At 72.5% G+C, this 23,888-nt stretch carries 20 protein-coding genes; 13 read left to right on the top strand and 7 right to left on the bottom strand.

Annotated elements, in window-relative coordinates:
- Positions 1-47 precede the first annotated feature (47 nt).
- The 5 genes from ACFWCH_RS03550 (at position 48) to ACFWCH_RS03570 (ending at position 5,277) form a co-directional block, all read left to right on the top strand.
- Positions 48-1,301 (top strand): sensor histidine kinase, encoded by a 1,254-nt coding sequence (locus tag ACFWCH_RS03550; RefSeq protein WP_206252442.1) that lies wholly within the window; start codon positions 48-50, stop codon positions 1,299-1,301.
- On the top strand, positions 1,298-1,990 hold the full coding sequence (locus ACFWCH_RS03555) for a response regulator transcription factor (protein WP_247637894.1): 693 nt from the start codon (positions 1,298-1,300) through the stop codon (positions 1,988-1,990). Before ACFWCH_RS03550 ends, ACFWCH_RS03555 begins: the two co-directional genes overlap by 4 nt.
- A 38-nt stretch (positions 1,991-2,028) precedes the next feature.
- Complete coding sequence (locus tag ACFWCH_RS03560) at positions 2,029-3,201, top strand: benzoate/H(+) symporter BenE family transporter (RefSeq protein WP_378802920.1); 1,173 nt, start codon at positions 2,029-2,031, stop codon at positions 3,199-3,201.
- 91 nt (positions 3,202-3,292) lie between these two features.
- Positions 3,293-4,177: an ABC transporter ATP-binding protein gene (locus ACFWCH_RS03565; protein WP_136028486.1), complete on the top strand. Its 885-nt coding sequence runs from the start codon at positions 3,293-3,295 to the stop codon at positions 4,175-4,177.
- The gene (locus ACFWCH_RS03570) at positions 4,174-5,277 is read left to right on the top strand and encodes an ABC transporter permease (protein WP_247982337.1); all 1,104 of its coding nucleotides are present in this window, start codon (positions 4,174-4,176) and stop codon (positions 5,275-5,277) included. The genes ACFWCH_RS03565 and ACFWCH_RS03570 overlap by 4 nt, the downstream gene beginning before the upstream one ends.
- A 66-nt stretch (positions 5,278-5,343) precedes the next feature.
- On the opposite strand, the gene ACFWCH_RS03575 is transcribed toward ACFWCH_RS03570, so the two are convergent.
- Positions 5,344-8,805, bottom strand: a complete 3,462-nt coding sequence (locus tag ACFWCH_RS03575; protein WP_378802921.1) for a proline dehydrogenase family protein — start codon at positions 8,803-8,805, stop codon at positions 5,344-5,346.
- A gap of 138 nt (positions 8,806-8,943) precedes the next feature.
- Between ACFWCH_RS03575 and ACFWCH_RS03580 the strand changes: the two genes are divergently transcribed.
- The 4 genes from ACFWCH_RS03580 (at position 8,944) to ACFWCH_RS03595 (ending at position 13,729) form a co-directional block, all read left to right on the top strand.
- Positions 8,944-9,852 (top strand): LysR family transcriptional regulator, encoded by a 909-nt coding sequence (locus tag ACFWCH_RS03580; RefSeq protein WP_136035157.1) that lies wholly within the window; start codon positions 8,944-8,946, stop codon positions 9,850-9,852.
- 60 nt (positions 9,853-9,912) lie between these two features.
- Positions 9,913-11,400 (top strand): glycosyltransferase, encoded by a 1,488-nt coding sequence (locus ACFWCH_RS03585; protein WP_378802922.1) that lies wholly within the window; start codon positions 9,913-9,915, stop codon positions 11,398-11,400.
- A 106-nt stretch (positions 11,401-11,506) separates the two neighbouring features.
- Positions 11,507-12,094: a nitroreductase family protein gene (locus ACFWCH_RS03590; protein WP_136035155.1), complete on the top strand. Its 588-nt coding sequence runs from the start codon at positions 11,507-11,509 to the stop codon at positions 12,092-12,094.
- Between the two features lie 123 nt (positions 12,095-12,217).
- Positions 12,218-13,729: an APC family permease gene (locus ACFWCH_RS03595; protein ID WP_136045401.1), complete on the top strand. Its 1,512-nt coding sequence runs from the start codon at positions 12,218-12,220 to the stop codon at positions 13,727-13,729.
- Between the two features lie 57 nt (positions 13,730-13,786).
- Here the strand turns inward: ACFWCH_RS03595 and ACFWCH_RS03600 are convergent, their stop codons facing one another.
- Together ACFWCH_RS03600 and coaBC are read right to left on the bottom strand one after the other, a co-directional pair.
- Positions 13,787-16,003 (bottom strand): ATP-dependent Clp protease ATP-binding subunit, encoded by a 2,217-nt coding sequence (locus tag ACFWCH_RS03600; RefSeq protein WP_136035153.1) that lies wholly within the window; start codon positions 16,001-16,003, stop codon positions 13,787-13,789.
- 121 nt (positions 16,004-16,124) lie between these two features.
- Positions 16,125-17,324, bottom strand: a complete 1,200-nt coding sequence (gene coaBC / locus ACFWCH_RS03605; RefSeq protein ID WP_378802924.1) for a bifunctional phosphopantothenoylcysteine decarboxylase/phosphopantothenate--cysteine ligase CoaBC — start codon at positions 17,322-17,324, stop codon at positions 16,125-16,127.
- 135 nt (positions 17,325-17,459) lie between these two features.
- Between coaBC and ACFWCH_RS03610 the strand changes: the two genes are divergently transcribed.
- Complete coding sequence (locus tag ACFWCH_RS03610) at positions 17,460-18,158, top strand: NRDE family protein (protein ID WP_378802925.1); 699 nt, start codon at positions 17,460-17,462, stop codon at positions 18,156-18,158.
- A 134-nt stretch (positions 18,159-18,292) separates the two neighbouring features.
- On the opposite strand, the gene ACFWCH_RS03615 is transcribed toward ACFWCH_RS03610, so the two are convergent.
- Positions 18,293-19,264: a GlxA family transcriptional regulator gene (locus ACFWCH_RS03615; protein WP_136035150.1), complete on the bottom strand. Its 972-nt coding sequence runs from the start codon at positions 19,262-19,264 to the stop codon at positions 18,293-18,295.
- An 85-nt stretch (positions 19,265-19,349) separates the two neighbouring features.
- On the opposite strand from ACFWCH_RS03615, the gene ACFWCH_RS03620 reads away from it, so the two are divergent.
- Positions 19,350-19,511: a hypothetical protein gene (locus ACFWCH_RS03620; protein ID WP_378802926.1), complete on the top strand. Its 162-nt coding sequence runs from the start codon at positions 19,350-19,352 to the stop codon at positions 19,509-19,511.
- 51 nt (positions 19,512-19,562) lie between these two features.
- On the top strand, positions 19,563-20,204 hold the full coding sequence (locus ACFWCH_RS03625; protein WP_378802927.1) for a hypothetical protein: 642 nt from the start codon (positions 19,563-19,565) through the stop codon (positions 20,202-20,204).
- Positions 20,205-20,223: 19 nt separating this feature from the next.
- On the opposite strand, the gene ACFWCH_RS03630 is transcribed toward ACFWCH_RS03625, so the two are convergent.
- Positions 20,224-21,456 carry a glycosyltransferase gene (locus tag ACFWCH_RS03630; RefSeq protein WP_378802928.1) on the bottom strand — a complete coding sequence of 411 codons (1,233 nt, stop codon included), beginning with the start codon at positions 21,454-21,456 and terminating at the stop codon, positions 20,224-20,226.
- 4 nt (positions 21,457-21,460) lie between these two features.
- The gene (locus ACFWCH_RS03635; RefSeq protein WP_136045519.1) at positions 21,461-22,687 is read right to left on the bottom strand and encodes a glycosyltransferase; all 1,227 of its coding nucleotides are present in this window, start codon (positions 22,685-22,687) and stop codon (positions 21,461-21,463) included.
- Positions 22,688-22,812: 125 nt separating this feature from the next.
- Here ACFWCH_RS03635 and ACFWCH_RS03640 point away from each other — a divergent pair, with 125 nt between their 5' ends.
- Positions 22,813-23,400 carry a hypothetical protein gene (locus ACFWCH_RS03640; RefSeq protein WP_206252422.1) on the top strand — a complete coding sequence of 196 codons (588 nt, stop codon included), beginning with the start codon at positions 22,813-22,815 and terminating at the stop codon, positions 23,398-23,400.
- A 35-nt stretch (positions 23,401-23,435) separates the two neighbouring features.
- Here ACFWCH_RS03640 and ACFWCH_RS03645 read toward each other — a convergent pair whose 3' ends face one another.
- Positions 23,436-23,846 carry an MmcQ/YjbR family DNA-binding protein gene (locus tag ACFWCH_RS03645; RefSeq protein WP_247637903.1) on the bottom strand — a complete coding sequence of 137 codons (411 nt, stop codon included), beginning with the start codon at positions 23,844-23,846 and terminating at the stop codon, positions 23,436-23,438.
- Positions 23,847-23,888: the final 42 nt, after the last annotated feature.

The following is a 23,888-nucleotide window of genomic DNA, read 5'->3' on the forward strand; positions in this document are numbered from 1 at the left end:
CCGTCCGGGGGATGCGGCCCCGCCGAACGCCGCCCTACGGTGGAGGGATGCCCTTCACCCGCACGCCGACCGAGCGCGACCGCCGCGGCGACCTGCTGCTCGCCGGGGTGCTGTTCGTCGGCGCGATCCTGAGCGCCGCGCTCTCCTCCATCGCCCAGGTGTACGGCGACGAGCAGGCCCCGCTGTGGACCGCCCTCCTCTACGCCGTCGTGGTGTCCGGTCCGCTCGCGTTCCGTCGACGCTGGCCCGGCACCGTGGCCGTGGTCGTATCCGTCGCCTACTTCGCGGCCGTCACGATCCGGGTACCGGAGATCTACGTCGGCAACATCGCGATGTTCATCGGCCTCTACACCGTCGGCGCGTGGATGAACGACCGGCGCCGCGCCCTCATCGTGCGCGTGGCGATCATCGTCGGGATGTTCGTGTGGCTGCTCCTCACGATGTACCGCGACGCGATCAGCGAGGCGGACAAGGCCGAGGTGGTGGCCGGGGCGATGTCGCCCTACGTCGCCTTCATGCTGATCCAGATCCTGCTCAATGGGCTCTACTTCGGCGGGGCCTACTACTTCGGCGAACGGTCCTGGGCCGCCGCCGAGCAGCGGTCGGTGCTGGAGCAGCGCACGACCGAGCTGGAGCGCGAGCGCGAGGTGACGGCGGCGCAGGCCGTCGCCCTCGACCGGGTGCGCATCGCCCGCGAGCTGCACGACGTGGTCGCCCACCACGTCTCGGTCATGGGCGTGCAGGCCGGCGCGGCGCGCCTGGTGCTGGCCCAGGACCCCGCGCGGGCCGCCGAGATCCTGTCGGGCGTCGAGGGCTCGGCGCGCGACGCGATCCACGAGCTGCGGCAGCTGCTGGAGACGCTGCGCACGCCCGGCGGTGAGACCGCGGACGGCGCCTCGACGCTCGGGCTCGACGACATCGCCGAACTCGCGGAGGCCTCGACGGCCGCGGGACTCCCCACCGCGTACACGGTCGTCGGCACTCCGACCGCGGTGCCCTCGGTGGTCGCCGTGAACCTCTACCGCATCGCCCAGGAGTCGCTCACGAACGCCCGCCGTCACGCAGGACCGGGAGCCACGGCCGATGTGCGGGTGCGCTACGACGACGACGGCGTCGAGGTGGAGGTCGTGAACACCGGCCGCGCGATCGCCCAGTTGCGACCGGGCCTCGGGCAGCTCGGGATGCGGGAGCGCGCGACGGCCTCGGGGGGCACGCTGGAGGTGGCGCCGCGGCCGTCCGGCGGGCTGCGCGTGCGGGCCCGGGTGCCCCTCGCCCCGGTCGCGGCGGGAGCGAGCCGATGAGCGCCGGCGCCATCCGCGTGCTGCTCGTGGACGACCATGCGCTGCTGCGCACCGGGTTCCGCACGATCCTGGAGACACAGCCCGACATCACGGTGGTGGGCGAGGCCTCGACCGGAGCGGAGGCCGTGGCCCAGGCGTCCGCCCTGCTCCCCGACGTCATCACGATGGACGTGCAGATGCCCGACATGGACGGCATCGAGGCCACCGAGCGGATCGTCGCGGATCCGGCGGTCCGCGCGGCCATCGCGATCATCACGACGTTCGACCGCGACGACTACCTGTACCGCGCGCTGGATGCCGGGGCCAGCGGCTTCCTGCTGAAGAACGCCGGGGCGGAGGACCTGATCGCCGCGGTCCGCGCCCTCGCCGCGGGTGACGGCATGCTGGCGCCCGAGGTGACGCGGCGCGTGCTCGCCCGGTTCTCCGCGGTGCCCGCGCCGGCCCCCGCGTCGCCCGCGCCGGTGCCGAGCTCCGCACGCACGAACCCCGCGCTCGCCGAGCCGCTCACCGAGCGGGAGGCCGAGGTGCTCGCGCTGCTCGCGGATGCCCGCAGCAACGGCGAGATCGCGCGGGCGCTGTACATCGGCGAGGCGACCGTGAAGACGCACGTGTCGCGCATCCTGCAGAAGCTCGGCGCGCGCGACCGGGTGCAGGCCGTGGTGCTCGCGCACCGGCTCGGGCTCGCCTGACGCGGCCGGGGACCGGGCTCCGCGATAGCCTCTGAGCCATGCCGGAAACCGCTCCCCTGTCGCGCCCGATCCTGGCCGGGGTGGTCACGGCACTGGTCGGTTTCACGAGTTCGTTCGCCGTGGTGCTCGCGGGACTCGACGCGATGGGCGCGACCGCGGCGCAGGCGGCCAGCGGGCTGCTGGCGGTGACGGTGACCATGGGCATCGCGTGCGTGGTGCTGGCGTGGCGCTACCGGATGCCGATCACGGTCGCGTGGTCGACCCCCGGCGCCGCGCTGCTGGCCTCCACCGGGGCGATCGAGGGCGGATGGCCGGCGGCCGTCGGGGCGTTCCTGGTCACCGCGGCCCTGATCCTGCTCACGGCGCTGTGGCCCGCGCTCGGCGCCCTGATCGCCCGCATCCCTCCGTCGATCGCGCAGGCCATGCTCGCCGGGGTGCTGCTGCCGCTGTGCCTCGCACCGATCACGGGCGTCGTCGCGAACCCGTGGGGCGTGGTCCCGGTCGTGCTCACGTGGCTGGTGTTCGCGCGCCTCGCGCCGCGCTGGGCGGTGCCGTTCGCGTTCCTCGCCGCGGCCGCGGTGGTCGCGGTGACCCTGGTGGCGGAGGGCGACGCGGTCGACCCCGCGGTGCTGCTGCCCCGGGTGGAGCTGACCGCTCCGGTGTTCACGGTCGGGGCGCTCGTGGGCGTCGCGCTGCCGCTGTTCATCGTGACCATGGCCTCGCAGAACGTGCCGGGCATCGCGATCATGCGCAGCTTCGGGTACGAGGTGCCGTGGCGTCCCGCGATGCTCGTGACCGGGCTCGGCACGGCGCTCGGCGCCACCGCGGGCGGACACGCGATCAACCTCGCCGCGATCAGCGCGGCCCTCGCGGCCTCCCCCGATGCCGATCCCGATGCGCGGCGCCGCTGGGTCGCCGGGGTGTCGACCGGGGTGTCGTACCTGGTGCTCGGCGGGTTCTCGGCGGCCTTCGCGACGCTCGTGGTGCTGGCCCCCCAGGCCGTGATCCCCGCCGTGGCCGGGCTGGCGCTGTTCGCCGCGTTCGGCTCGGCCGTGCAGCAGGCGATCGACGACCCCGGCGAGCGCCTGCCCGCCGTCGTCACGTTCCTCGTCGCCGCGTCGGGCATCGCGGTGCTGGGTGTGAGCGCCGCGTTCTGGGCACTGGTCGCCGGCCTCCTGGTGCGCACCGTGCTGCACGCCTTCCACCGCTGATCCCCTCCGCCCCACGGCTGAGGAGGGAAGGTCCGCCGCACGGGGGATGCCCTGGAACACGGGGCTCCGTAGCGTGAGGGGCATGACAGGACTGCTCGAACTCTCCGGCATCACCAAGAGCTACGGCTCTCGGCGCGTGCTCGACGACGTCTCCTTCACGGTCGCCCCCGGGCGCCTGACGGGCTTCGTCGGCGGCAACGGCGCCGGCAAGACCACCACCATGCGGATCGTCCTCGGACTGCTGTCGTCGGACGGCGGCCGCGTCGACCTCGATGGCGCCCCGCTCACCACCGCGGACCGCCGCCGCTTCGGCTACATGCCCGAGGAGCGCGGCCTGTACCCGAAGATGAAGGTGCTGGAGCAGATCGTGTATCTCGCGCGACTGCACGGCTTCGCCAAGCAGGATGCCACCGCGCGCGCGACCGCGCTGCTCACGGAGCTCGGGCTCGGGGAGCGGCTGAACGACACGATCGAGTCGCTGTCGCTCGGCAACCAGCAGCGCGCGCAGATCGCCGCCTCCCTCGTGCACGACCCCGAGGTGCTGATCCTCGACGAGCCGTTCTCCGGGCTCGACCCGCTCGCGGTCGACGTGGTCGCCGGTGTGCTGCAGTCGAGCGCCGCGAAGGGCGCCTCGATCCTGTTCTCCTCCCATCAGCTCGACGTGGTGGAACGCCTGTGCGACGACCTCGTGATCCTCGCCGGTGGCACGATCCGCGCCGCGGGGTCGCGTGACGCCCTGCGCGCCGAGCACGCCCGCGACCGCTACGAGCTGGTGTCGGCGGGTGACGCGGGCTGGCTGCGCACCGAGCCGGGTGTCACCGTGATCGACTTCGAGGGCGGCTACGCCCTGTTCGACGCCGACGGTCCGGAGACGGCGCAGCGCGTGCTGCAGTCGGCGGTCGCCCGGGGCGACGTCGCGAGCTTCGCCCCCAAGCACCCGTCCCTCGCCCAGATCTTCAAGGAGGTCATCCAGTGAGCGCCCCCACCCCCTCCCCCACGCGCACGCCCAGCGGCATCTGGCTCGTCGCGGAGCGTGAGATCGGCTCGAAGCTGCGCAGCAAGGCGTTCCTGATCTCCACCGGGATCCTGCTCGTGCTCGCCCTCGCGGGTGTCCTGTTCGGCGGTTTCGCGAGCAAGAACACCGAAACCATGCCGGTCGCGGCGACGGCCGACACCGCCTCGGTCGTCTCGGCGATCCCGAACGTCGAGGTCACCACGGTCGCCGACGAGGCCGAGGCGGAGGAACTGGTCCGCGCGGAGAAGGTCGACGCGGCCGTGCTCCCGGCGAGCGGCACCGAGGGTCACACGGGTTACTCGATCGTCGCCCTGCAGGATGCTCCCGGCTCGCTGGTGTCGGCACTGTCGCTGTCGCCCGAGGTCGTGATCCTGGAACCGGTCACCACCAACCCGCTGCTGCGGTACTTCATCGCGATCGCGTTCGGCCTGGTGTTCATGATGGCCGCGGCGACGTTCGGCGGCACGATCGCGCAGAGCGTCGTCGAGGAGAAGCAGACCCGCGTGGTGGAGGTGCTGCTGTCGGCCATCCCCGCGCGCACCCTGCTGGCCGGCAAGGTGGTCGGCAACACGGTGCTGGCGATGGGGCAGATCCTCGCGCTGGCGGCCGTGGCGACGATCGGCCTGATCGTCACGGGTCAACGCGAGGTGCTGACCACGCTCGGTGCCCCGATCCTCTGGTTCGCGGTGTTCTTCCTGTTCGGGTTCATCCTGCTCGCGGCGATGTTCGCCGCGGCGGCCTCGATGGTGTCGCGCCAGGAGGACATCGGCTCCACGACCACCCCGATCACGATGCTGATCATGGCGCCGTACATCCTGGTGATCGTGTTCAACGACAACCCGCTGGTGCTGACGATCATGTCGTACGTGCCGTTCTCCGCCCCGGTCGGCATGCCCATGCGGCTGTTCGTCGGCGAGGCGCAGTGGTGGGAGCCGCTGCTGAGCCTCGTGATCCTGCTCGCGAGCTGCGTGGCCGCGATCGTGATCGGCGCGAAGATCTACGAGAACTCGCTGCTGCGAATGGGCTCGCGCGTCAAGCTCTCCGAGGCCCTGCGCGGCTGATCCCGCACGAGGAAGCCCCCTGCACCGCGGAGGTGCAGGGGGCTTCGGCGTGTGTGCGGCGGCGGGTCAGATGACGCCGTCGGACAGCGAGGTCGGGTTGCCGAAGCGGTGGTTGGTGATCGACACGGCCTGCTCGTGCAGGAACGGCAGGATCTCCACGCGACCCGCACCCGTCACCGCGTGCGACCACACGGCCACATCGGGCGAGCCCTCGAGCGCCTGGTACAGCGCCGTGGCGTCGCCGCCCACGAGCCGCACGCGCTGCCACGACCGGGCGCCCTTCGCGTAGCGCTTGGTCCAGGCCGCGTCGGACTCCGTCTTCACGGCGACCCCGGCGCCGGAGAGGGCCTTCGCCACGCGCGACGGCAGCGCCGCGGCCGACACGGTGAACGGGCTGCCGCTGCGCAGGGCGGCCGCGAGCACACGCACACCGTCGACGAGCGTCGCGCCCTCCGCGAGGCGCACGTCGACGGCGACCGGGCGGTAGCGGAACACGTTGCGCTCGACCCCGAGGCCGGACTTGTCGCTGACCGCCCCGAACTCGTCCACCCAGGCGCGCTCGTCGGAGGCGGCCGCGCGGTGCAGCCACTCGATCGCGGCCGGGTCGAGCTCGGGCGCGGCGGCCTCGAGCAGCCCCGACACCGCGGGGGTCATGGCGGCACCGGGCGCGGCGGCGGGCAGTTCGGCCGCCCGCCACTCGCCGAGGCCGAACAGGTAGTTCGGGCCGCCCGCCTTGGCGCCGGCGCCCACGGCCGAGCGCTTCCACCCGCCGAACGGCTGCCGCTGCACGATCGCGCCGGTGATGCCGCGGTTCACGTACAGGTTGCCCGCCTCGACCCGGTCGAGCCAGGTGGCGACCTCGGCGGAGTCGAGCGAGTGCAGGCCGGCGGTGAGGCCGTAGTCCACGGCGTTCTGCAGGCGGATGGCCTCGTCGAGGTCCTTCGCGTGCATGATGCCGAGCACGGGGCCGAAGAACTCCGTGAGGTGGAAGTACGAGCCCTCGCGCACACCGGTCTTCACGCCGGGGGTCCACTGCTTCCCCTCGTCGTCGAGCTTGCAGGGCTCGACCAGCCAGCGCTCGCCCTTGTCGAGCGTGGTGAGCGCCGTGAGCAGCTTGCCGTTCGCGGGTTCGATGATCGGGCCCATCTGCGTGGCGGGGTCGTCGGGGAGCCCCACGCGCATCGAGGTCACGGCGTCGACGAGCTGCCGCTCGAACCGCTTCGAGTCCGCGACCGAGCCCACGAGGATCGCGAGGGAGGCGGCGGAGCACTTCTGTCCCGCGTGGCCGAAGGCGCTGCGGGCGACGTCGGCGGCGGCCAGGTCGAGGTCGGCGGAGGGTGTGACGATGATCGCGTTCTTGCCGCTGGTCTCGGCGAGCAGCGGCAGGTCGGCCCGGAACGAGCGGAACAGCTGCGCGGTCTCGTAGGCGCCGGTGAGGATGACCCGGTCGACCTGCGGGCTGGCGACCAGGCGGGTGCCGAGGTCGCGCGAGGCCAGGTCGACGAGGGCGAGGAGGTCGCGCGGCACACCAGCGGCCCACAGCGCCTCCACCATCACGGCACCGCAGCGCTGCGTGAGCTTGGCGGGCTTGATGATCACACCGGAGCCCGACGCGAGGCCGGCCAGCACGCCGCCCGCGGGGATCGCGACGGGGAAGTTCCAGGGCGGTGTGACCACGGTGACCTTCGACGGCACGAACTCCGCGCCCGTCACGGCCTCCAGGTCCTTCGCGCGCTCGGCGTAGTAGTGGGCGAAGTCGATGGCCTCGCTCACCTCGGGGTCGGCCTCGGCGATGGTCTTGCCCGCCTCGTTGGCCATGATCTCGATGAGCTGTCCCCGGCGCGCGGCGAGCTCGTCGCCCGCGCGGTGCAGCACGGCGGCACGCTCGGCGGCCGGCAGCGCCGCCCACCGCTCGGCGGCGGCGGTCGCGGCGGTGAAGACCGCGTCGAGCTCGGCCTCGGTCTCGATGCGGGCGGCGGCGATCGCGTCACGCCCCAGCGTCGTGGAGACGGAGCGGCGCAGGATGTCGCGACCCCAGGCGCGGTTCGCGGCGAGCGCGGGGTCGCTGTCCGGCTGGTTCGCGAAGCCCTCGGTCACGCCGGCGGGGCGCTCGTCCGCCCGGTTCTGCGTGCGGTGCGGTGCCGGAACCCGCTGCGACTCCGGCAGCCCGGCGTCGGCGGCGAGGGCGGCGAGGGAGCGCTCGAACCGCTCGCGCTCACGCGTGAGCAGGGTCGGGTTCGACGCGAGTTCGAACACGGCCGACATGAAGTTCTCCGGGCTCGCGTTCTCCTCCAGGCGGCGCACGAGGTAGGCGATCGCGACGTCGAACTCGGCGGGGTTCACGACCGGCGTGTAGAGCAGCAGGCGGCCGACGTCCTTGCGCACGGCCTCGGCCTGACCGGTCGCCATGCCCAGCAGCATCTCGTACTCGACCGCGTCGGTCACGCCGCGCGCCTTCGCGAGGAGCCAGGTGTAGGCGATGTCGAACAGGTTGTGTCCGGCGACGCCGATGCGCACCGCGTCGAGGCGCTCGGGGGTCATGGCCCAGTCGAGCACCCGCTTGTAGTTCGTGTCGGAGTCCTGCTTGGTGCCGTAGGTCGCGAGCGGCCACCCGTGCACGGTCGCGTCGACCTCTTCCATCGCGAGGTTGGCGCCCTTGACGACGCGGACCTTGATGGGCGCCCCGCCCTTGGCCCGGCGGGCGGTGGCCCACTCCTGCAGGCGCTGCATGGCACCGAGCGCGTCGGGCAGGTAGGCCTGCAGCACGATGCCGGCCTCGAGGTCCTCCAGCCCGGGCTGGTCGAGGATGCTCGTGAAGGCCGCGATCGTCAGGTCGAGGTCGCGGTACTCCTCCATGTCGAGGTTGATGAACTTGGCCTTGCCCGCAGCCTCCGCCTTCGCGGCGAGCCGGTAGAGCGGCGTGAGCTTCTCGACCACGTCGGCGACGGCCTCGTCGAACGACCACATCGACAGCTGGCTGACGACGCTCGACACCTTGATCGACACGTAGTCGACGTCGGGGCGGGCGAGGAAGTCGTACGTGCCCTGCAGGCGGCGGCCGGCCTCGCGCTCGCCCAGCACGGCCTCGCCGAGCAGGTTGAGGTTCAGGCGGTTGCCGGTCTTGCGCAGCTTCGCGATCGCGGGCCCGAGCTTCGACGGGGTGGCGTCGAGCACGAGGTGGCCCACCATCGCCCGCAGCACGCGACGCGAGATGGGGACGACGACGCCGGGGAGCTTGGGCGCCCAGAAGCCGCCGGCCTTGATCGCGGCACGCAGGTAGCCGGGCAGCAGCGTGGGGGTGATGTCGCTGAGCTCGGCGAGCTTGCGGCCGGCGACGCGGAGGTCTTCCGGACGCATGACGCCGTCGACGAAGCCGACCGTGAAGTCGAGACCGTTCGGGTCTTTGAGCACCTCGGAGAGGCGCTGAGCGGCGGGCTCGACGGGGTGGGTCTCGCTCTCGGCGAGCCAGCGCTGCACGAGTGCGGCGACCTCTTCCGTGCGGGGCGTGGTGTCGTCGATGACGGTCATGGGCGGGGTTACCTTCCTCGGCAGCGCACACCCGGGTGACGTGTGCGGCTGGATCATTGTCCAGCCGCTCGGTAGGCTCCGTCTATCAACCGATTCGAGTGGATTCTGTTCACTCAGACTTAACGGACGCGAGGCCCCGTGCTCGACATCACCCGCCTGCGCATGCTCGTGGAGCTGTCGCGTCGTGGCACGCTCTCCGCGGTCGCCGACGCACTGTCCTACAGCAAGGCCTCGGTGTCGCAGCAGCTCGCGGCCCTCGAGCGCGACGTGGGCGTCCCCCTGCTGCGCCGGGTGGGGCGCGGCGTGCAGCTCACCCCGCAGGGCACCGTGCTGGTGACCGAGGCGATCGGCATCCTCGACCAGCTCGAGCACGCCAGGGTCGCGGTCGCGGAATCGCTCACCGAGGTGACGGGGACCGTGCGTCTGGCCGTGTTCCAGTCCACCGCCCACTCGCTCCTGCCCCGCGCCCTCGCCGCGCTCGCGGAACGTCACCCCGCCCTCCGGGTCGAGGTGACCGAGCGCGACCCGGAGTCCGCCCTCGACGCGGTCTCCGGCCGGGAGGACGACCTCATCCTCGCCGAGCAGTATCCGGGGCACAGCCGTCCGATCCACGCCGATCTCGACCGGGTGGCGCTCGCGCACGACGCGATCGCGCTCGCCCGGCGCCCCGGTTCCCCCGCGCACGGCGACCCCGCGACGACACTCCGGTCGACCAGCACGGCCCCCTGGGTGCTGGAGCCGGCGGGCACCGCCTCGCGCGCCTGGGCCGAGCAGCTGTGCCGCACCGCGGGGTTCGAACCGGACGTGCGCTTCGAGCTCGCCGACCTCACGGCGCACATCCGCCTGATCCACGCCGGGCTGGCCGTCGGGCTGCTCCCCGAGCTGGTGTGGGCGGGCGACACCCCGACCGTCGACCTCTCCCCGCTGCCGCGCTCCCCGCGCCGCGAGATCTTCTCCTCCGCGCGACGGGTGTCGGCCGCCGCCCCGTCGATCCGCGCCGTGCGGGCCGCCCTCGCCGACGCCGCCTCGCACAACCTCCTCGACTGATCCGCCCGGTCATCCGCGAGGAGGACGCGCCCCGGAGAGCCCCGGGCTATCCTCGGCAAGATGTCGCTCTTCCCTCCCCGCCTCCCGGCCGCCCGGCACTTCGCCCTCACCTGGGGCATCACGGAGCAGTACGGGGGGATGACGAGCGCGATGCTGCGCCGGTCCCGCTCGTTCCGCCGGATCGGGGGCGTCGACGTCGACCTGCTGACGCTCGACGACGGCCCCGACTACCCCGAGCTCTCGGAGCGGCTGCGGGCGAAGGGCGAGCTGATCGACGGGCTGCGCATCCGCAACCTGTGGGACGAGCTGCGCGCCACCCCGCCCGCACCCCGGGGCGTCATCCCGACGCTGCCGCCGCTGCTGGCCCCGGAAGACGACGACACCGTGCGCGAGCACGACGGCGTGGTGCTCAGCCGCGCACGCCGAGACGGGGACGGACACCTGTCGGTCGACCGGTTCCGCCGCGACGGCTCCCTCCTGGCGACCGAGCGCGAGGGGGCGGAGCGGCGCGTGGTCGTCTACGGCGTCGACGGGACCCCGCTGCGCTCCTGGCGCACCAGCTGGGGGCTGTACCGCTGGTGGTTCGACCGCCTGACGGCGGGGCGCGCGAGCTTCCTGCTGGTCGACTCGAAGACCGCCGCGCGACCGGTCGCGGGATACCGCCGTGACCACGTGACGACCCTGCACGTCGTGCACGCCTCGCACCGGGTGGCCGGACGCCCGCGGACGCTCCGCGCCTCCCGGGAGGGCGTCCTGCGGCGCGCGGGAGACTTCGACGAGATCGTGGTGCTGACCGAGCGGCAGCGCAGCGACCTCGTGGAAGACCTGGCGGCCCTGGGCGTGCAGGCCCGCGTGCGCACGATCCCGAACGAGGTGACGCTGCCGCCCGCGGTCTCCGCACCCCGTCCGGCCACGCGCGGCGTGGTGGTCGCGTCGCTGGACAAGCGCAAGCGCCTGGGCCACGCGATCGAGGCGCTCGCGAAGGCCCATGCGGCGGACGCCCGGATCGAGGCCGACGTCATCGGCGAGGGTCCGGACGAGCCGACGCTCGCGGCGCGCATCCGCGATCTCCGCGCCGAGGAGTGGATCCGGTTGCGCGGCTTCGACCCGCACGCACGGGAGGAGTTCGCGACCGCCGGGTTCAGCCTGCTCACGTCGACGTCGGAGGGGCTGCCCCTCGTGCTCGTGGAGAGCATGGCGGCCGGGTGCATCCCGCTCGCCTACGACATCCGCTACGGCCCGGCCGACATGATCCGCGACGGGGTGAACGGCTTCCTGCTCCCCGAGGGCGACGTGGACGGGCTCGCCCGGCGGATCGCGGGGCTCGCCGCGATGCCGCCCGGGCGGGTCGAGGGCATGCGGAGGAAGGCGCGGGCCAGGGCGGCCGAGTTCTCCGACCGGGCGATCACCCGGCGGTGGGCGCGCGAACTCCGGGCCGCGTACGACGCGAAGCTGCTGACGGCCGCACGGGAGGCGCCGATGGGCGTGCGGGCGCGGCGACTCGCGGGCGTGGTGCGGCGCCGGGCCCGGTGGGCGCTCGGCCGCTGAGCATCCGCCGCTGACGCGCGGGAATATGCATGCGCATGTATGAGTTGGGTGGGGAGTAGCCCGGACGACGGCGTCCGATCCATCCCGCCGTCCGAAAGGCACTTCCGTGAGCACTCCCGTCATCGACCGCACCGCCCCGACCGAGCACCCCGTCCTCGACGTCCTCGCCGGCCGCTGGAGCCCCCGCGCCTACGACGCGCAGAACGCGATCGACGAGGACAAGCTCGCCACCGCCCTGGAGGCCGCCCGCTGGAGCCCCTCCGCCAACAACACCCAGCCCTGGCGCTTCCTGGTCGCCCGTCGCGGCACCGCCCTCCACGCGCAGATCGTCGACGCGCTGATGGGCTTCAACCAGGCGTGGGCCGGCAACGCCGCGGCGCTGATCGTCGCGATCGCCGAGACCGAGACCGCCGACGGCACCCCGCTCACCCACGCCCTGTACGACCTCGGCCAGGCCGTGGCCCACCTCTCCGTGCAGGCGCACCATGACGGCCTCGTCGTGCACCAGATGAGCGGCTTCGACCCGGAGGTCGTGCGCGAGTTCGCCGACCTGGAGCCGCGCTTCACCCCCACCACCGTCATCGCGCTCGGCGAGCTGGGCGACATCGCTGCGCTGCCGGAGCCGCTGCAGGAGCGCGAGGTCGCCCCGCGCGTGCGTCGCCCGATCGCGGAGACCGTGCTCCTCAGCGCCTGAGTCGCGCGCACGCCGGCGCTCCGCCGCGACAAGGCCCGGTCCCCGCACGGGGCCGGGCCTCGCCGTATCGGGCGGCCTTTTGTGAGGGGTGCGGCACGACCCCCCGCACCTACAATCGTCGGCATGGCATTCCAGCGCAGGGTCAAGTCCGTCGAGCAGTCGATCGCCGAGACCCACGACGAGCAGAGATCGCTGAAGCGATCCCTCGGCGTGTGGGATCTCGCCGTCATGGGTGTCGCGGTCGCGGTCGGCGCCGGCATCTTCTCCGTCGGCGCCGAGGCCTCCGCGCGACACGCGGGCCCGGCCGTCATCATCTCGTTCATCATCGCGGCGGCCGTCTGCGGTCTCGCGATCCTCTGCTACGCGGAGTTCGCCTCCTCCATCCCGGTGGCCGGGTCCGCATACACGTTCACGTACTCGACGTTGGGCGAGTTCCTGGCCTGGATCATCGGCTGGGATCTCATCCTCGAGATGCTGATGGCCTCCGCGGTGATCGCCAAGTACTGGGGCGTCTACCTGGGCGACGCCGTGTCGCTGTTCGACCTGCAGATCCCGATGACGCTGCAGCTCGGCCCGCTCAGCTTCGACTGGGGTCCCGTCGTGATCGTGGCGATCTTCACCGTGCTGCTCGCGCTCGGCACGCGGCTGTCCAGCCGCGTCAACAGCGTGTTCACGGTCATCAAGGTCGCGATCGTGCTGTTCGTCATCGTCGTGGGGCTGTTCTTCATCAACGGCGCCAACTACACCCCGTTCGTGCCGCCGGCGCAGCAGGGCGTCGCCTCGGAGAGCGCCTGGACGCAGTCGCTGTTCTCCTTCATGACCGGCGCCGACCCGTCGATCTACGGCGTGTTCGGGATCCTCAGCGGCGCGGCCCTGGTGTTCTTCGCGTTCATCGGGTTCGACGTCGTCGCCACCAGCGCCGAGGAGACGAAGGACCCCAAGCGCACCGTGCCGCGTGGCATCATCCTCGGGCTCGTGATCGTGACCGTGCTCTACGTGCTGGTCGCAATCGTCATCACCGGGATGGTGTCGTACACCGAGCTGGCCAAGCTCGACGAGCCGTCGCTGTCCAGTGCGTTCGAGCTGGTCGGGGCGACGTGGGCGGCGCAGGTGATCGCGATCGGCAGCCTCGTGGGGCTCACCACGGTGGTCATGGTGCTGCTCATGGGTCTGGCGCGCGTGGTCTTCGCGATGAGCCGTGACGGCCTGCTGCCCCGCTCGCTCAGCGTGACCGACGCCAAGCGCGGCACCCCCATCCGCATCCAGCTGATCGTCGGGGTGGTGATCGCGATCATCGCCGGATTCACCGACGTGCAGGTGCTGGGCGACATGATCAACATCGGCACCCTCTCGGCGTTCGTGCTCGTGAGCATCGGGGTGCCGATCCTGCGCAAGAGCCGCCCCGACCTGGAGCGGCCGTTCACGGTGCCGCTGTCGCCCTGGCTCCCGTGGATCTCCGCGATCGCCTGCTTCTGGCTGATGCTGAACCTCAGCACCGAGACCTGGGTGCGGTTCGCGATCTGGCTCGCGCTGGGCCTGGTGATCTACTTCGCCTACTCCCGCCGGCACTCGCTGATCGGCCGGGAGCTGGAGCGCGACGCCCTCGGCGGCCTCCGCAGCCGGCCGTCGGACTGACGGCGAAGAGCCCCGCCCCGGGTTTCCGGGACGGGGCTCTCGTGTGGCGACGGAGTCTCAGTCATCGAGCAGCTCGGCCTCGATCACGTCGTCGTCGTCCTCCGCGGGCTCGGGCTCGGGGGTCGTCGACGTGAGCACGAGTCCCGAGCCGTCGGCCGCCACGTCCACGCGGACGGTGTCGCCGTCGCGCACGCCACCCGAGAGCAGCGCCGTGGCCAGCTTGTTCTGCACCTCGGTCTGGATGAGCCGGCGCAGCGGCCGCGCACCGAACATCGGGTCGTAGCCGCGTTCGGCGAGCCACGCCCGGGCGTCCGGGGTGACGGCGAGCGTGAGCCGGCGGTCCTTGAGCCGGTCGTGCAGCTGATCGACCGACAGCTCCACGATCTGCGCGAGGTCGTCCTCGCTCAGCGCGCTGAACATCACGATGTCGTCGAGCCGGTTGAGGAACTCCGGGCGGAACGCCTGCCGCACCAGCGCCATCACCTGCTCGCGCTTCTCGTCGGGCGAGAGCACGGGGTCGATGAGGATCGGCGAGCCGAGGTTCGAGGTGAGGATCAGGATCACGTTCGAGAAGTCGACCGTGCGACCCTGACCGTCGGTGAGGCGGCCGTCGTCGAGCACCTGCAGCAGCACGTCGAACACCTCGGGGTGCGCTTTCTCCACCTCGTCGAGCAGCACCACGCTGTACGGGCGCCGCCGCACGGCCTCGGTGAGCTGGCCGCCCTGCTCGTAGCCGACGTACCCGGGAGGGGCGCCGACGAGCCGGGAGACCGAGTGCTTCTCGCCGTACTCCGACATGTCGATGCGCACCATGGCGTGCTCGTCGTCGAAGAGGAACGCGGCGAGCGCCTTGGCCAGCTCGGTCTTTCCGACACCGGTCGGCCCGAGGAACAGGAACGATCCGGTCGGACGGCCGGGGTCGCTGATGCCCGCACGGGAGCGGCGCACCGCGTCGGACACGGCCTTCACGGCGTCCTTCTGGCCGATCAGCCGCTTGCCGAGCTCGTTCTCCAGGTGCAGCAGCTTCTCGCTCTCGCCCTGGAGCAGACGCCCGACGGGGATGCCCGTCCAGGCGGCGATCACCGCGGCGATGTCCTCCTCGGTCACCTGCTCGTTCACCATGCGCGGCTCGGTCGAGGTGGTCGCCTCCGCCTGCTCCGCTTCGGCGATCTCGCGCTCCAGCCGCTTGATGGTCTCGTACTCGAGCTTGGACGCCTTCGTGTAGTCGGCGTTGCGCATCGCGAGGTCGCGCTGGGTGACGGCGTCGTCGAGCTGCTTCTTCAGCTCGCCGACGCGGTTAAGCCCCTGACGCTCGCGCGCCCAGCGGGCCTCGAGGCCGGCGAGCTCCTTCTCCAGCTCGACCAGGTGCTCGCGCAGCGCGCCGAGGCGCTCCTTCGAGGCGGCATCCTTCTCGCGCTTGAGGGCCAGCTCCTCCAGCTTGAGCCGGTCGACCTGACGCTTGAGCTGGTCGATCTCGACCGGGGAGGAGTCGATCTCCATCTTGAGCCGCGACATCGACTCGTCGATCAGGTCGATGGCCTTGTCCGGGAGCTGCCGAGCGGGCAGGTACCGGTTGGACAGGGCGGCGGCCGCCACGAGGGCGCTGTCCGAGATCGTCACCCCGTGGTGCGCCTCGTAGCGACCCTTGAGGCCGCGGAGGATCGCGATCGTGTCCTCGACCGAGGGCTCTCCCACGTACACCTGCTGGAACCGGCGCTCCAGGGCCGCGTCCTTCTCGATGAACTCGCGGTACTCGTTGAGCGTGGTCGCGCCGATGAGCCGCAGCTCGCCGCGGGCCAGCATCGGCTTGAGCATGTTGGAGGCCGCGACGGAGCCCTCCCCGCCGCCCGCGCCCATGAGCACGTGCAGCTCGTCGATGAAGGTGATGACGCGCCCGTCCGATTCGGTGATCTCCTTGAGCACCTGCTTCAGCCGCTCCTCGAACTGCCCGCGGTACATGGCACCGGCCACGAGGGCGGAGATGTCGAGGGTGACGAGCTCCTTGTCCTTCAGCGACTCGGCCACGTCGCCCGCGACGATGCGCTGCGCGAGCCCTTCGACGACGGCCGTCTTGCCGACGCCGGGCTCGCCGATCAGCACCGGGTTGTTCTTGGTGCGACGCGTGAGGACCTGGCTGACGCGTCGGATCTCGCTGTCCCGTCCGATGACGGGGTCGAGCTTGCCCTCGCGGGCGCGGTCGGTCAGGTTGATGCCGAACTGCTCGAGGGCGGACTGCTGTTCCTGGTTCGGGGATCCGGTCTGCGGGGTGGTCATGCGCTCCTCCTGGAGGTACTCCTTCTGGTCGGCCCCGCCGCCGAAGTCCGGGGACGGGATGAAAAGTTGAGCCGTGTTGACTCAAGTTTACCATTCCGGGGGTCGCGCCTCCAGCCCGTCGTCACCCCTCCCGGACGATGGCATCCCAGACCGCGGCGGCGACCTCGCGCTTCGACCCCGACGCGGTGCCGGCCGCGGTACCGCCAGGACCGAGGATGTGCACGGTGTTCTCCGCGCGCTCGAAGCCGCGGTCCCAGCCGACCTCGTTCACCACCAGCAGGTCGACCCCCTTGCGCTGCTGCTTCGCGCGGGCGCGGTCGAGCATCTCGGCCTCGTCCTCCGGCGTCTCCGCGGCGAACGCGATCACGAGCTGCCCCGCGCGCCGAGCGGCCGCGAGCCCGGCGACGATGTCCTCGTTCTCCACGAGCTCGATCGGCGGCACGCCCCCGGTGTCCTTCGTGAGCTTGCGCGCCGACACCTCGACCGGGCGGTAGTCGGCCACCGCCGCCGCCATGACCACGACCTGGGCGTCCGCGGCCGCCTCGGCCATCGCGGCGGACAGCTCCGCGGCCGTGCCGACCGTGACCACCCGGATGCCCGGATGCCGCGCGGCCTCGCACACGTCGCCCGACACGTTCGCCGCCACCAGGGTCACCTCGGCTCCGCGGGCGGCGGCTTCGGCGGCCAGGGCGACCCCCTGCCGCCCGCTGGAACGGTTGCCGAGGAAGCGCACCGGATCGATCGGCTCGCGCGTGCCACCCGCCGACACCACCACCCGGACGCCGGCGAGGTCGCCCGGCGTGAGGAGGGTCTGCGCCACCGCGAACACCTCCTCCGGCTCCGCCATCCGCCCCGGACCGCTGTCGCCACCCGCCAGCTCGCCGTCGGCCGGACCGACCACGTGCACGCCGCGCTCACGGAGCGTTCCCATGTTCGCCTGCGTGGCGGGGTGCCGCCACATCTCCGCGTGCATCGCCGGGGCCACCAGCACCGGCGCCTCGGTCGCGAGCAGGGTGGTGCCCAGGAGGTCGTCGGCCAGCCCGGCGGCCATCTTCGCGAGCGTGTTGGCGGTCGCGGGCGCCACCACCACGAGCTCCGCGGCCTGCCCGAGCGCGACGTGGCGCACCTTCGCCACATCGTCGTGCACGCTCGTGGTGACCGGGTGCCTGCTGATCGCCTCCCACGTCGGCAGCCCCACGAAACGCAGGGCGTCCGCCGTGGGCACCACTGTCACGTCGTGACCCGCCTTCGTCAGCAGGCGCACCAGGTGCACCGTCTTGTAGGCGGCGATGCCGCCCGTGACCCCCACCACGATGTTCACGTCTCGATTCTGCCCCAGCCCGCCCCCGCCCGGGCCTGCAGGATCGCAGCGGGGCCGGGGACGCCGGCCCCGCGCACGTCGTCGACGCCGCGCCGGGAGGGCCCCGGCGCGCGCGGGCGACCTAGACTCGGGAGAGTGTGCACGGTCGTGATCGATGTCGAGACTGCCGGTTCGGCACGGCTCCTGGCCGTGCGAGACGAGGATCCCCACCGCGAGTGGGACGCGCTCGGCCCGTGGTGGCCGGAGCAGTATCCGGGGGTGATCGGCATCCGCGACCGCCGGGCGGGCGGGGCCTGGCTCGCGGTGAACCCGCAGGAGCGCCGCCTCGCGGTGCTGCTCAACCGTGCCGACGTGAACGACCTCCCCGGCCCCGCGGCATCGCGCGGATCGCTGCCGCTCGAATCGGTGTCGGGCCGTTCGCCGCAGGGCCTCCCCCGCATGCACGGGTTCAACCTGCTCGAGGTCGGGCCCGACGGCGCGCGGGTGGTGTCGTGGGACGGCGCGACGCTGCGCGAGACCCCGGTGACGCCCGGAACCCACATGATCGCGCACGACGACCTCGACGACGAGCAGACGCCGCGCATCACCGCGTGGCTGCCGGAGTTCCGCGCCCTCGGGCCCGCCGCGGCGAGCGCCGACTGGGTCGCGGAGTGGACGGCGCTGCTCGGGGCCTCCGCGGAGCTGTCACCCGAGGACGACCGCGCGATCATCCGCGACAACCGTCCGCACGGGTATCCGACGCAGTCACTGCTGTACGCCGTGGCCGCGGTCACCCCCGCGGGGGTCGAGGTGCGCGACGTCACCCTCCCGTCCCCCGCGCACTGGACCGCCTGACCCCCGGCGCCCTGACCCACGGCGCCCTGGCCCGCGGCGCCCTGGCCTTCCGGATCGAAACCGCGCCTTCCCGCGCCTCCCCCGGCCCGTTATCCACCCCGCACCGCCCGGCACCGACCCGGCGCGCCCGCGACTCAGGCCGCGGGCACCGCGTCGTCCGCGCAGGAGAACCGCGCTCGATAGGCCGTGGGCGTCACGCCGAGCACCCTGGCGAAGTTCTGCCGCAGCACGGCCGCCGAGCCGAAGCCGCACTCGCCGGCGATGTGCTCGAGCGGCAGGTCGGTGCGCTCCAGCAGACGCTGCGCGTGGATGATGCGCTGCCGGGCGAGCCACGCGGCGGGTGTCGCACCGTACTCGGCCTTGAAGCGCCGCGCGAACGTGCGGGGCGACATGAGCGCCCGGCCGGCGAGGTGGTCGACGCTGAGCTCCTCGCGCAGGTTCTCCACAGCCCAGTCGGCGACCGCGGCTAGGGAGTCCGACGGCGCCACCGGGATGGGGCGGTCGATGAACTGCGCCTGACCGCCGTCGCGCTGCGGCGGCACGACCATGCGGCGGGCGATGCGGTTGGTGATCTCGGCCCCGAGCTCCTGGCGCAGCAGGTGCAGGCACGCGTCGATGCCCGCGGCCGTCCCGGCACTGGTGATGATGCGGTCGTCCTGCACGAACAGCACGTCGGGGTCGATGTCGATCCGCGGGTACATCTCGGCCATGGTGTGCGCGTACATCCAGTGGGTCGTGGCACGGCGCCCGTCGAGCACCCCGGCCGCCGCGAGGATGAACGATCCGCTGCACACGCTCATGACCCAGGCCCCCCGGTCGACCGCGGCGCGGGCGAGATCGGTCAGACGCTCGTCGATACGACCCCAGGTCGAGCGGGGCACGGGGCAGAACACCACGAGGTCGGCTTCGTCGGCGAAGGTCAGGTCGTGCTCGACGTTGACGGAAAAGCCGATCTTGGAGCGCACGACCCCGGGCTCCGGCGCGACGATGCGGAAGTCGAAGTTCGGCACGCCGTCGTCCGAGCGGTCGAGGCCGAACGCCTCGCACGCGACACCGAACTCGAAGGGGGCGAATCCGTCCTGGATGACGCAGGCGACCGTCTTCATGCACTCTCCCGGTTGGCAGTTTTCTGTCGTAGAGGGTCGTTTCTGCCACTCGTGGCCGTAACCCGCTGCGCGTAGCTTTTCTGCCATGATACTCATCATCGCGCTTCTCGCCATCGCCGGGTGGGCGGTCGTCGCCACGATCATCGAACTGCGCCGCGACGGCTACCGCCCCACCCCGACCGACTGGAGCCGGGTCTCCGGTCGCGACGTGTACCAGCAGGCCGAGCCGGGTCACGGCTACCGCTGACCGTCGCACAACCCCCTCGTCGCGCCACGGCGGCGCGGCTACGCTCGGGGCATGAGCGACCCCCAGCAGCCCGCCGAGTCCGCACCCGTGCCACCGCCCCCCGCCCCTCCCCTCACGGCCGAGCCGCGCTACCCCGCCGCGCCGCCCCCGGGGTACCCGAGCGCCGCGCCCTCCTTCCCCCACCCCGCCGCATCGCCGGCCGCCCCCGCCTCGACGACCGCGGCTCCCGGTGCGACCGGCCCGACCGCGAACCCGTACGCCACCGCCCCGTCCGCGGCCCCGGACGGCACCCCCTACCCGCCCGCGTACCCCACGGCCGTCACGCCGGGAGGCCCCGGGTACCCGCAGTTCCCGGTCGGCGCCCCGCCCCGCACCGCCGCCGACCGTGGCAGCTCGCTCGGCCGGGTGGCGTTCATCGTCGCGGTCGTGGTGTTCGCCCTCGACCTGCTTTTGATCCTCGGGCGCCCGTTCCTCTACATGGGCGACCGCGTCTACTCGCTGATCGGATTCGTCGAGGGCGCGTCGTCCGTCGTCGGCTTCCTGGGCTACGCGGTCGCGCTCGTGCTGGGCATCGTCGCCGCGCGCCGCCCCGGCTCCCGGCTGTTCGCGGGGATCGCGATCGGCATCTCCGGCGCCGGACTGCTCGGGATCGTCACCGTCTGGCTGGCCTCGATGTTCTACCGCTTCGTCTGATCGACGCCGAGGGTCCCGCTCACCGGCCGTCCCGCACGCGCTCGTACACCGCGACCATGGCGGCGGTGCGCGACGACTGGCGGAACGCCTCGGCGACCGCCGGAACGGGGGACGGAGCGGCGCCCGCGGCGATGTCGGCGGCGGCACGACGCAACGTCTCCGCGAGGGCCGCGGTCCGCTGCGCCTCGCGCTCGCGCTCCGACGCGGTGGGGTCCGCCTCCGGTACGGCCCACAGCCCGCCCTCGAGCTCGGCCGCGATGTCGGGGTCGCACACCACCGAGGGCGTGCCGAGCGTCGCGGCCTCAAACGGGGTCATGCCCTGCGTCTCGAAGCCGATGGAGGTCTGGACGAGCGCGTCGGCGTCGGCGATGCGCGCGAGCGTCTGCGCGTAGGTGAGGCGCCCCGCGAAGGTCACGCCGTCGCGACCGGCGACGATCCGTTCCGCGGCCGCGCGCTGCGCGCCGCCCCCGATGACCTCCAGGTCGGCGTCGACGCCCGAGGCCACGAACGCCTCCAGGAACGGCAGCAGGCGCTTCTCCGGGCTCATCCGTCCGAGCCACACGAAGCGCGGACGCCCCGGGCGGCGCTCGGCGGGCGCCGCGGCGAGGGTGCTCGCCCGCACGTCGTCGTCGATGCCGTTCCAGATCACGTCGACGTGCGGGAACACGCCGTTCTGCTCCAGACGCCGGGCGAAGTGACCGGAGGGCGCGGTGACCGCCGAGGCCCCGGCCGCGAGCCCGCGCAGGTACGACCAGCCGTCACTGCCCCCCACGCGGATCCCGATGCCCCGCAACGCGCGGCGGCGCCACGCGTTGAGCACCGCGAGCACGGGACGGTGCAGCGGGGTGACCGCCGCGAGGCCCACATCGACGCGGTTGTGCATGGTGTGCACCACGGGGAGCCCGTGCCGCTGGGCGTAGCGGTGTCCGATGAACGCCCCCCAGAAGTCGGCCTGCACGTGCACGAGGTCGACGGGAGGGCGCTGCGTCATGGCGCGGTCGAGGGCGCGGTCGGTGGCGCGGCCCGGCCAGCTCATCGCGTACTCGCGGTCGAGTGTGATCGGGACGGACGGGAGGTCGACGTAGGCACCGGCCGGCACGTCACCCTCGGGAACGCGGTGCGCGTGCATGCGCGGCGCGACCACCGTCACGGTGTGCCCCGCCCTCTCCAGAAAGGTCCGCTGCAGCCGCATCGACACCTGCGCGCCACCGAGGGAGTCCAGGTGCTGATCGCCGAAGAAGACGATGTGCATGCGGTTACTCCGGCAGCGGCTCGTCGCGGTACAGCGCCTCGAAGGTGTCGAGCGTGCGGTTGATGTCGTGGATCGCGACGCCGTCGAGCGAGGCGTGCTGCATCCGCTCGTACTCGCCCGGCGAGGCGGTGAGGACATCGGTCAGTCGCGCGGCGAGCTCGTCGACGTTGCCCGGCTCGAACAGGTGGCCGTTCTCGCCGTCGTGCACCAGGTGCGGCAGGGCCACCGCGTCCGCGGCGACGATCGGCAGCGCCGACGCCATGGCCTCCATGGTCGCGATCGACTGCAGCTCGGCGATCGATGCGATCACGAACAGGCTCGCGCGCGACAGCAGGGCGCGCAGCTCCTCGTCGGTCGTGCGGCCGTGGAACGTGACCCGGTCGGCGAGACCGAGCTGCGCGGTGAGGCTCTCGAGCTGCTTGCGCTGATCTCCGCCGCCGACGATGTCGAACGTCGTGTTCAACGCGGGGTCGAGCTTCGTCATCGCCTTGAGGATGACCTCGACCTGCTTCTCGGCCGTGAGGCGCCCGACGAACACCAGGCGGTTCTCCTCGCGCGGCGCGATCACCGGCGTGTACTGCGAGCGGTCGATGCCGCAGCTCACCGGGATGACGTTGCGTACCTCGACCGTCTTCTCGAGGAAGTCGGCGGCGCGGCGCGTCGGGGTCGTGATGGCGCGGGTGAGGTCGAACGTGCGCTTCGCATCGGCCCAGGCGAACTTCAGCACCAGGTCGTCGATGAACTTCGGCATGGTCGTGTGATCGAGGATGTTCTCGGCCATCACGTGGTTGGTCGCGATGACCGGGATGCCGCGCTGCTTCGCGATGCGCGCGAGGCCGCGTCCGATCACGATGTGCGACTGGATGTGCACGACGTCGGGCTGCACGCGGTCGAGCACCTTCCGCGCGTAGTGCTTGGAGCGCCACGGCCACACGAAACGCAGCCAGTCGTGCGGGGCCCAGCGCACGGACGGCAGCCGGTGCAGCGTCATCGGCTCGCCCTCGATCACCTCGGTGTGAGGCGCCGAGCGGCGGTACGCCTGGTTAGGGGCGACCACGTGCACGTCGTGTCCGCGCTGGACGAGGCCGGCCGCGAGACGCTCGGCGAAGCGGGCGGCACCGTTGATGTCGGGCGCGAAGGTGTCGCAGCCGATCAGGATCTTCAGCGGGCGGGGGGCTTCGGCGGCGTCGGGGGACGCCTCGGTCGGATCGTCGGAGGGGGTCACAGACATGCTGCCTTACGATGGGGCGGCCAAGGGAAAGCCCTGGTCGGGCGCACGCAACTCTACCCGAGGGCCCTGGCCGGGCCGCCGAGGCATACCGGCATCCGCCCAGCCGGAGCCGTTAGCGTTGGCGCATGCGACTGACTGCCGACGCCGACCCCCAGCTGTGGATCCCCGTCACCGACTCCCTCGGTTGGAAGGGGCGCCGGCACCGGAAGGCCGCGATCCGCATGCTGCTGGGACAGGTGAACGCGGCGGTGGGGGCGACCGAGCGCCCTGGATCGCGCTTCGGCGCGTGGGCCATGAGCCAGGCCGCCCCGATGCTCATGAAGAAGGCCGACGGCCGCGTGCTGGTGTGGACGTGGAAGGCCGAGCCCGAGCTGGTGGTGGCGATGGCGACCGCCCAGGTGCTGACGCCCGATGTGCGCATCGCCCGGGCATCGATGCCCATGGAGTACGACGACACCACCTCGTTCCCGACGCGGCTCGGGGTCGGCGAGAAGCTGGTGGTCGCGATGCCGCCCTCGCCCGCGACGCCCCCGTTCACGACGTACACGTGGGACACCGGCACGCACCTGATCACGCTGACGGCGGTGTGCGCCGACCGGGAGCGCTTCGGCACGCTCGGCACCGCGCTCGACGACCTCGCCCGGAGCATCCGCATCGCCGACGACCTCACCGGCGGCGAGTCGCCCGACGTGCTGCGGCTGCCTCCGGCCTGACACCCTCGACGTCCACCGCCGGGTGCGGGGAGGACTCACGCGAGGCCGTGCGCGGCGAGCCAGTCCTTCGCGACGGAGGCCGGGACACGCGCGAGCCAGGCGTCGGTGACGAGCTCCGCCAGCCGGTCCGCGTCCACCACGTCCAGGCGTACGAGCAGCGCCGGGTAGCCGTCGAAGTGCGGGATCGAGAACAGCGCCTCCGGCTCCGCGGCCAGCAGCGCCTCCTTCTCGCCCTGATCCGCCACGCGCACCGACAGCACCTCGCCGTCGGGCCACTGCCGACCGAGCTCGGCCAGCTGGCGCAGATCGGCGCCGGTCGGGCCGCGCAGCCCCGCGAACTGCCCCTGCGTCACGCGCCACCCGGGCAGACCCGTGTGACCGTTGACGGCCTCGGTGACCCCGGGCAGCCCGAGCGCGATCCGCCGCACGTCGTCGATCGTCGCCATCCCGTCATGCTCCCGCACGCCCCGCCCGCGCACAACGCCCGG

Source organism: Microbacterium sp. NPDC060132, from assembly GCF_042729675.1.
Classification (GTDB): domain Bacteria; phylum Actinomycetota; class Actinomycetes; order Actinomycetales; family Microbacteriaceae; genus Microbacterium; species Microbacterium sufflavum.

Bases quoted from the DNA above. Each gene is read 5' to 3' on its own strand.
- ACFWCH_RS03550 (WP_206252442.1), top strand. From the start codon at position 48: ATGCCCTTCACCCGCACGCCGACCGAGCGCGACCGCCGCGGCGACCTG.
- ACFWCH_RS03555 (WP_247637894.1), top strand. From the start codon at position 1,298: ATGAGCGCCGGCGCCATCCGCGTGCTGCTCGTGGACGACCATGCGCTG.
- ACFWCH_RS03560 (WP_378802920.1), top strand. From the start codon at position 2,029: ATGCCGGAAACCGCTCCCCTGTCGCGCCCGATCCTGGCCGGGGTGGTC.
- ACFWCH_RS03575 (WP_378802921.1), bottom strand. From the start codon at position 8,805: ATGACCGTCATCGACGACACCACGCCCCGCACGGAAGAGGTCGCCGCA.
- ACFWCH_RS03585 (WP_378802922.1), top strand. From the start codon at position 9,913: ATGTCGCTCTTCCCTCCCCGCCTCCCGGCCGCCCGGCACTTCGCCCTC.
- ACFWCH_RS03595 (WP_136045401.1), top strand. From the start codon at position 12,218: ATGGCATTCCAGCGCAGGGTCAAGTCCGTCGAGCAGTCGATCGCCGAG.
- ACFWCH_RS03600 (WP_136035153.1), bottom strand. From the start codon at position 16,003: ATGACCACCCCGCAGACCGGATCCCCGAACCAGGAACAGCAGTCCGCC.
- ACFWCH_RS03615 (WP_136035150.1), bottom strand. From the start codon at position 19,264: ATGAAGACGGTCGCCTGCGTCATCCAGGACGGATTCGCCCCCTTCGAG.
- ACFWCH_RS03620 (WP_378802926.1), top strand. From the start codon at position 19,350: ATGATACTCATCATCGCGCTTCTCGCCATCGCCGGGTGGGCGGTCGTC.
- ACFWCH_RS03625 (WP_378802927.1), top strand. From the start codon at position 19,563: ATGAGCGACCCCCAGCAGCCCGCCGAGTCCGCACCCGTGCCACCGCCC.
- ACFWCH_RS03630 (WP_378802928.1), bottom strand. From the start codon at position 21,456: ATGCACATCGTCTTCTTCGGCGATCAGCACCTGGACTCCCTCGGTGGC.
- ACFWCH_RS03635 (WP_136045519.1), bottom strand. From the start codon at position 22,687: ATGTCTGTGACCCCCTCCGACGATCCGACCGAGGCGTCCCCCGACGCC.
- ACFWCH_RS03640 (WP_206252422.1), top strand. From the start codon at position 22,813: ATGCGACTGACTGCCGACGCCGACCCCCAGCTGTGGATCCCCGTCACC.
- ACFWCH_RS03645 (WP_247637903.1), bottom strand. From the start codon at position 23,846: ATGGCGACGATCGACGACGTGCGGCGGATCGCGCTCGGGCTGCCCGGG.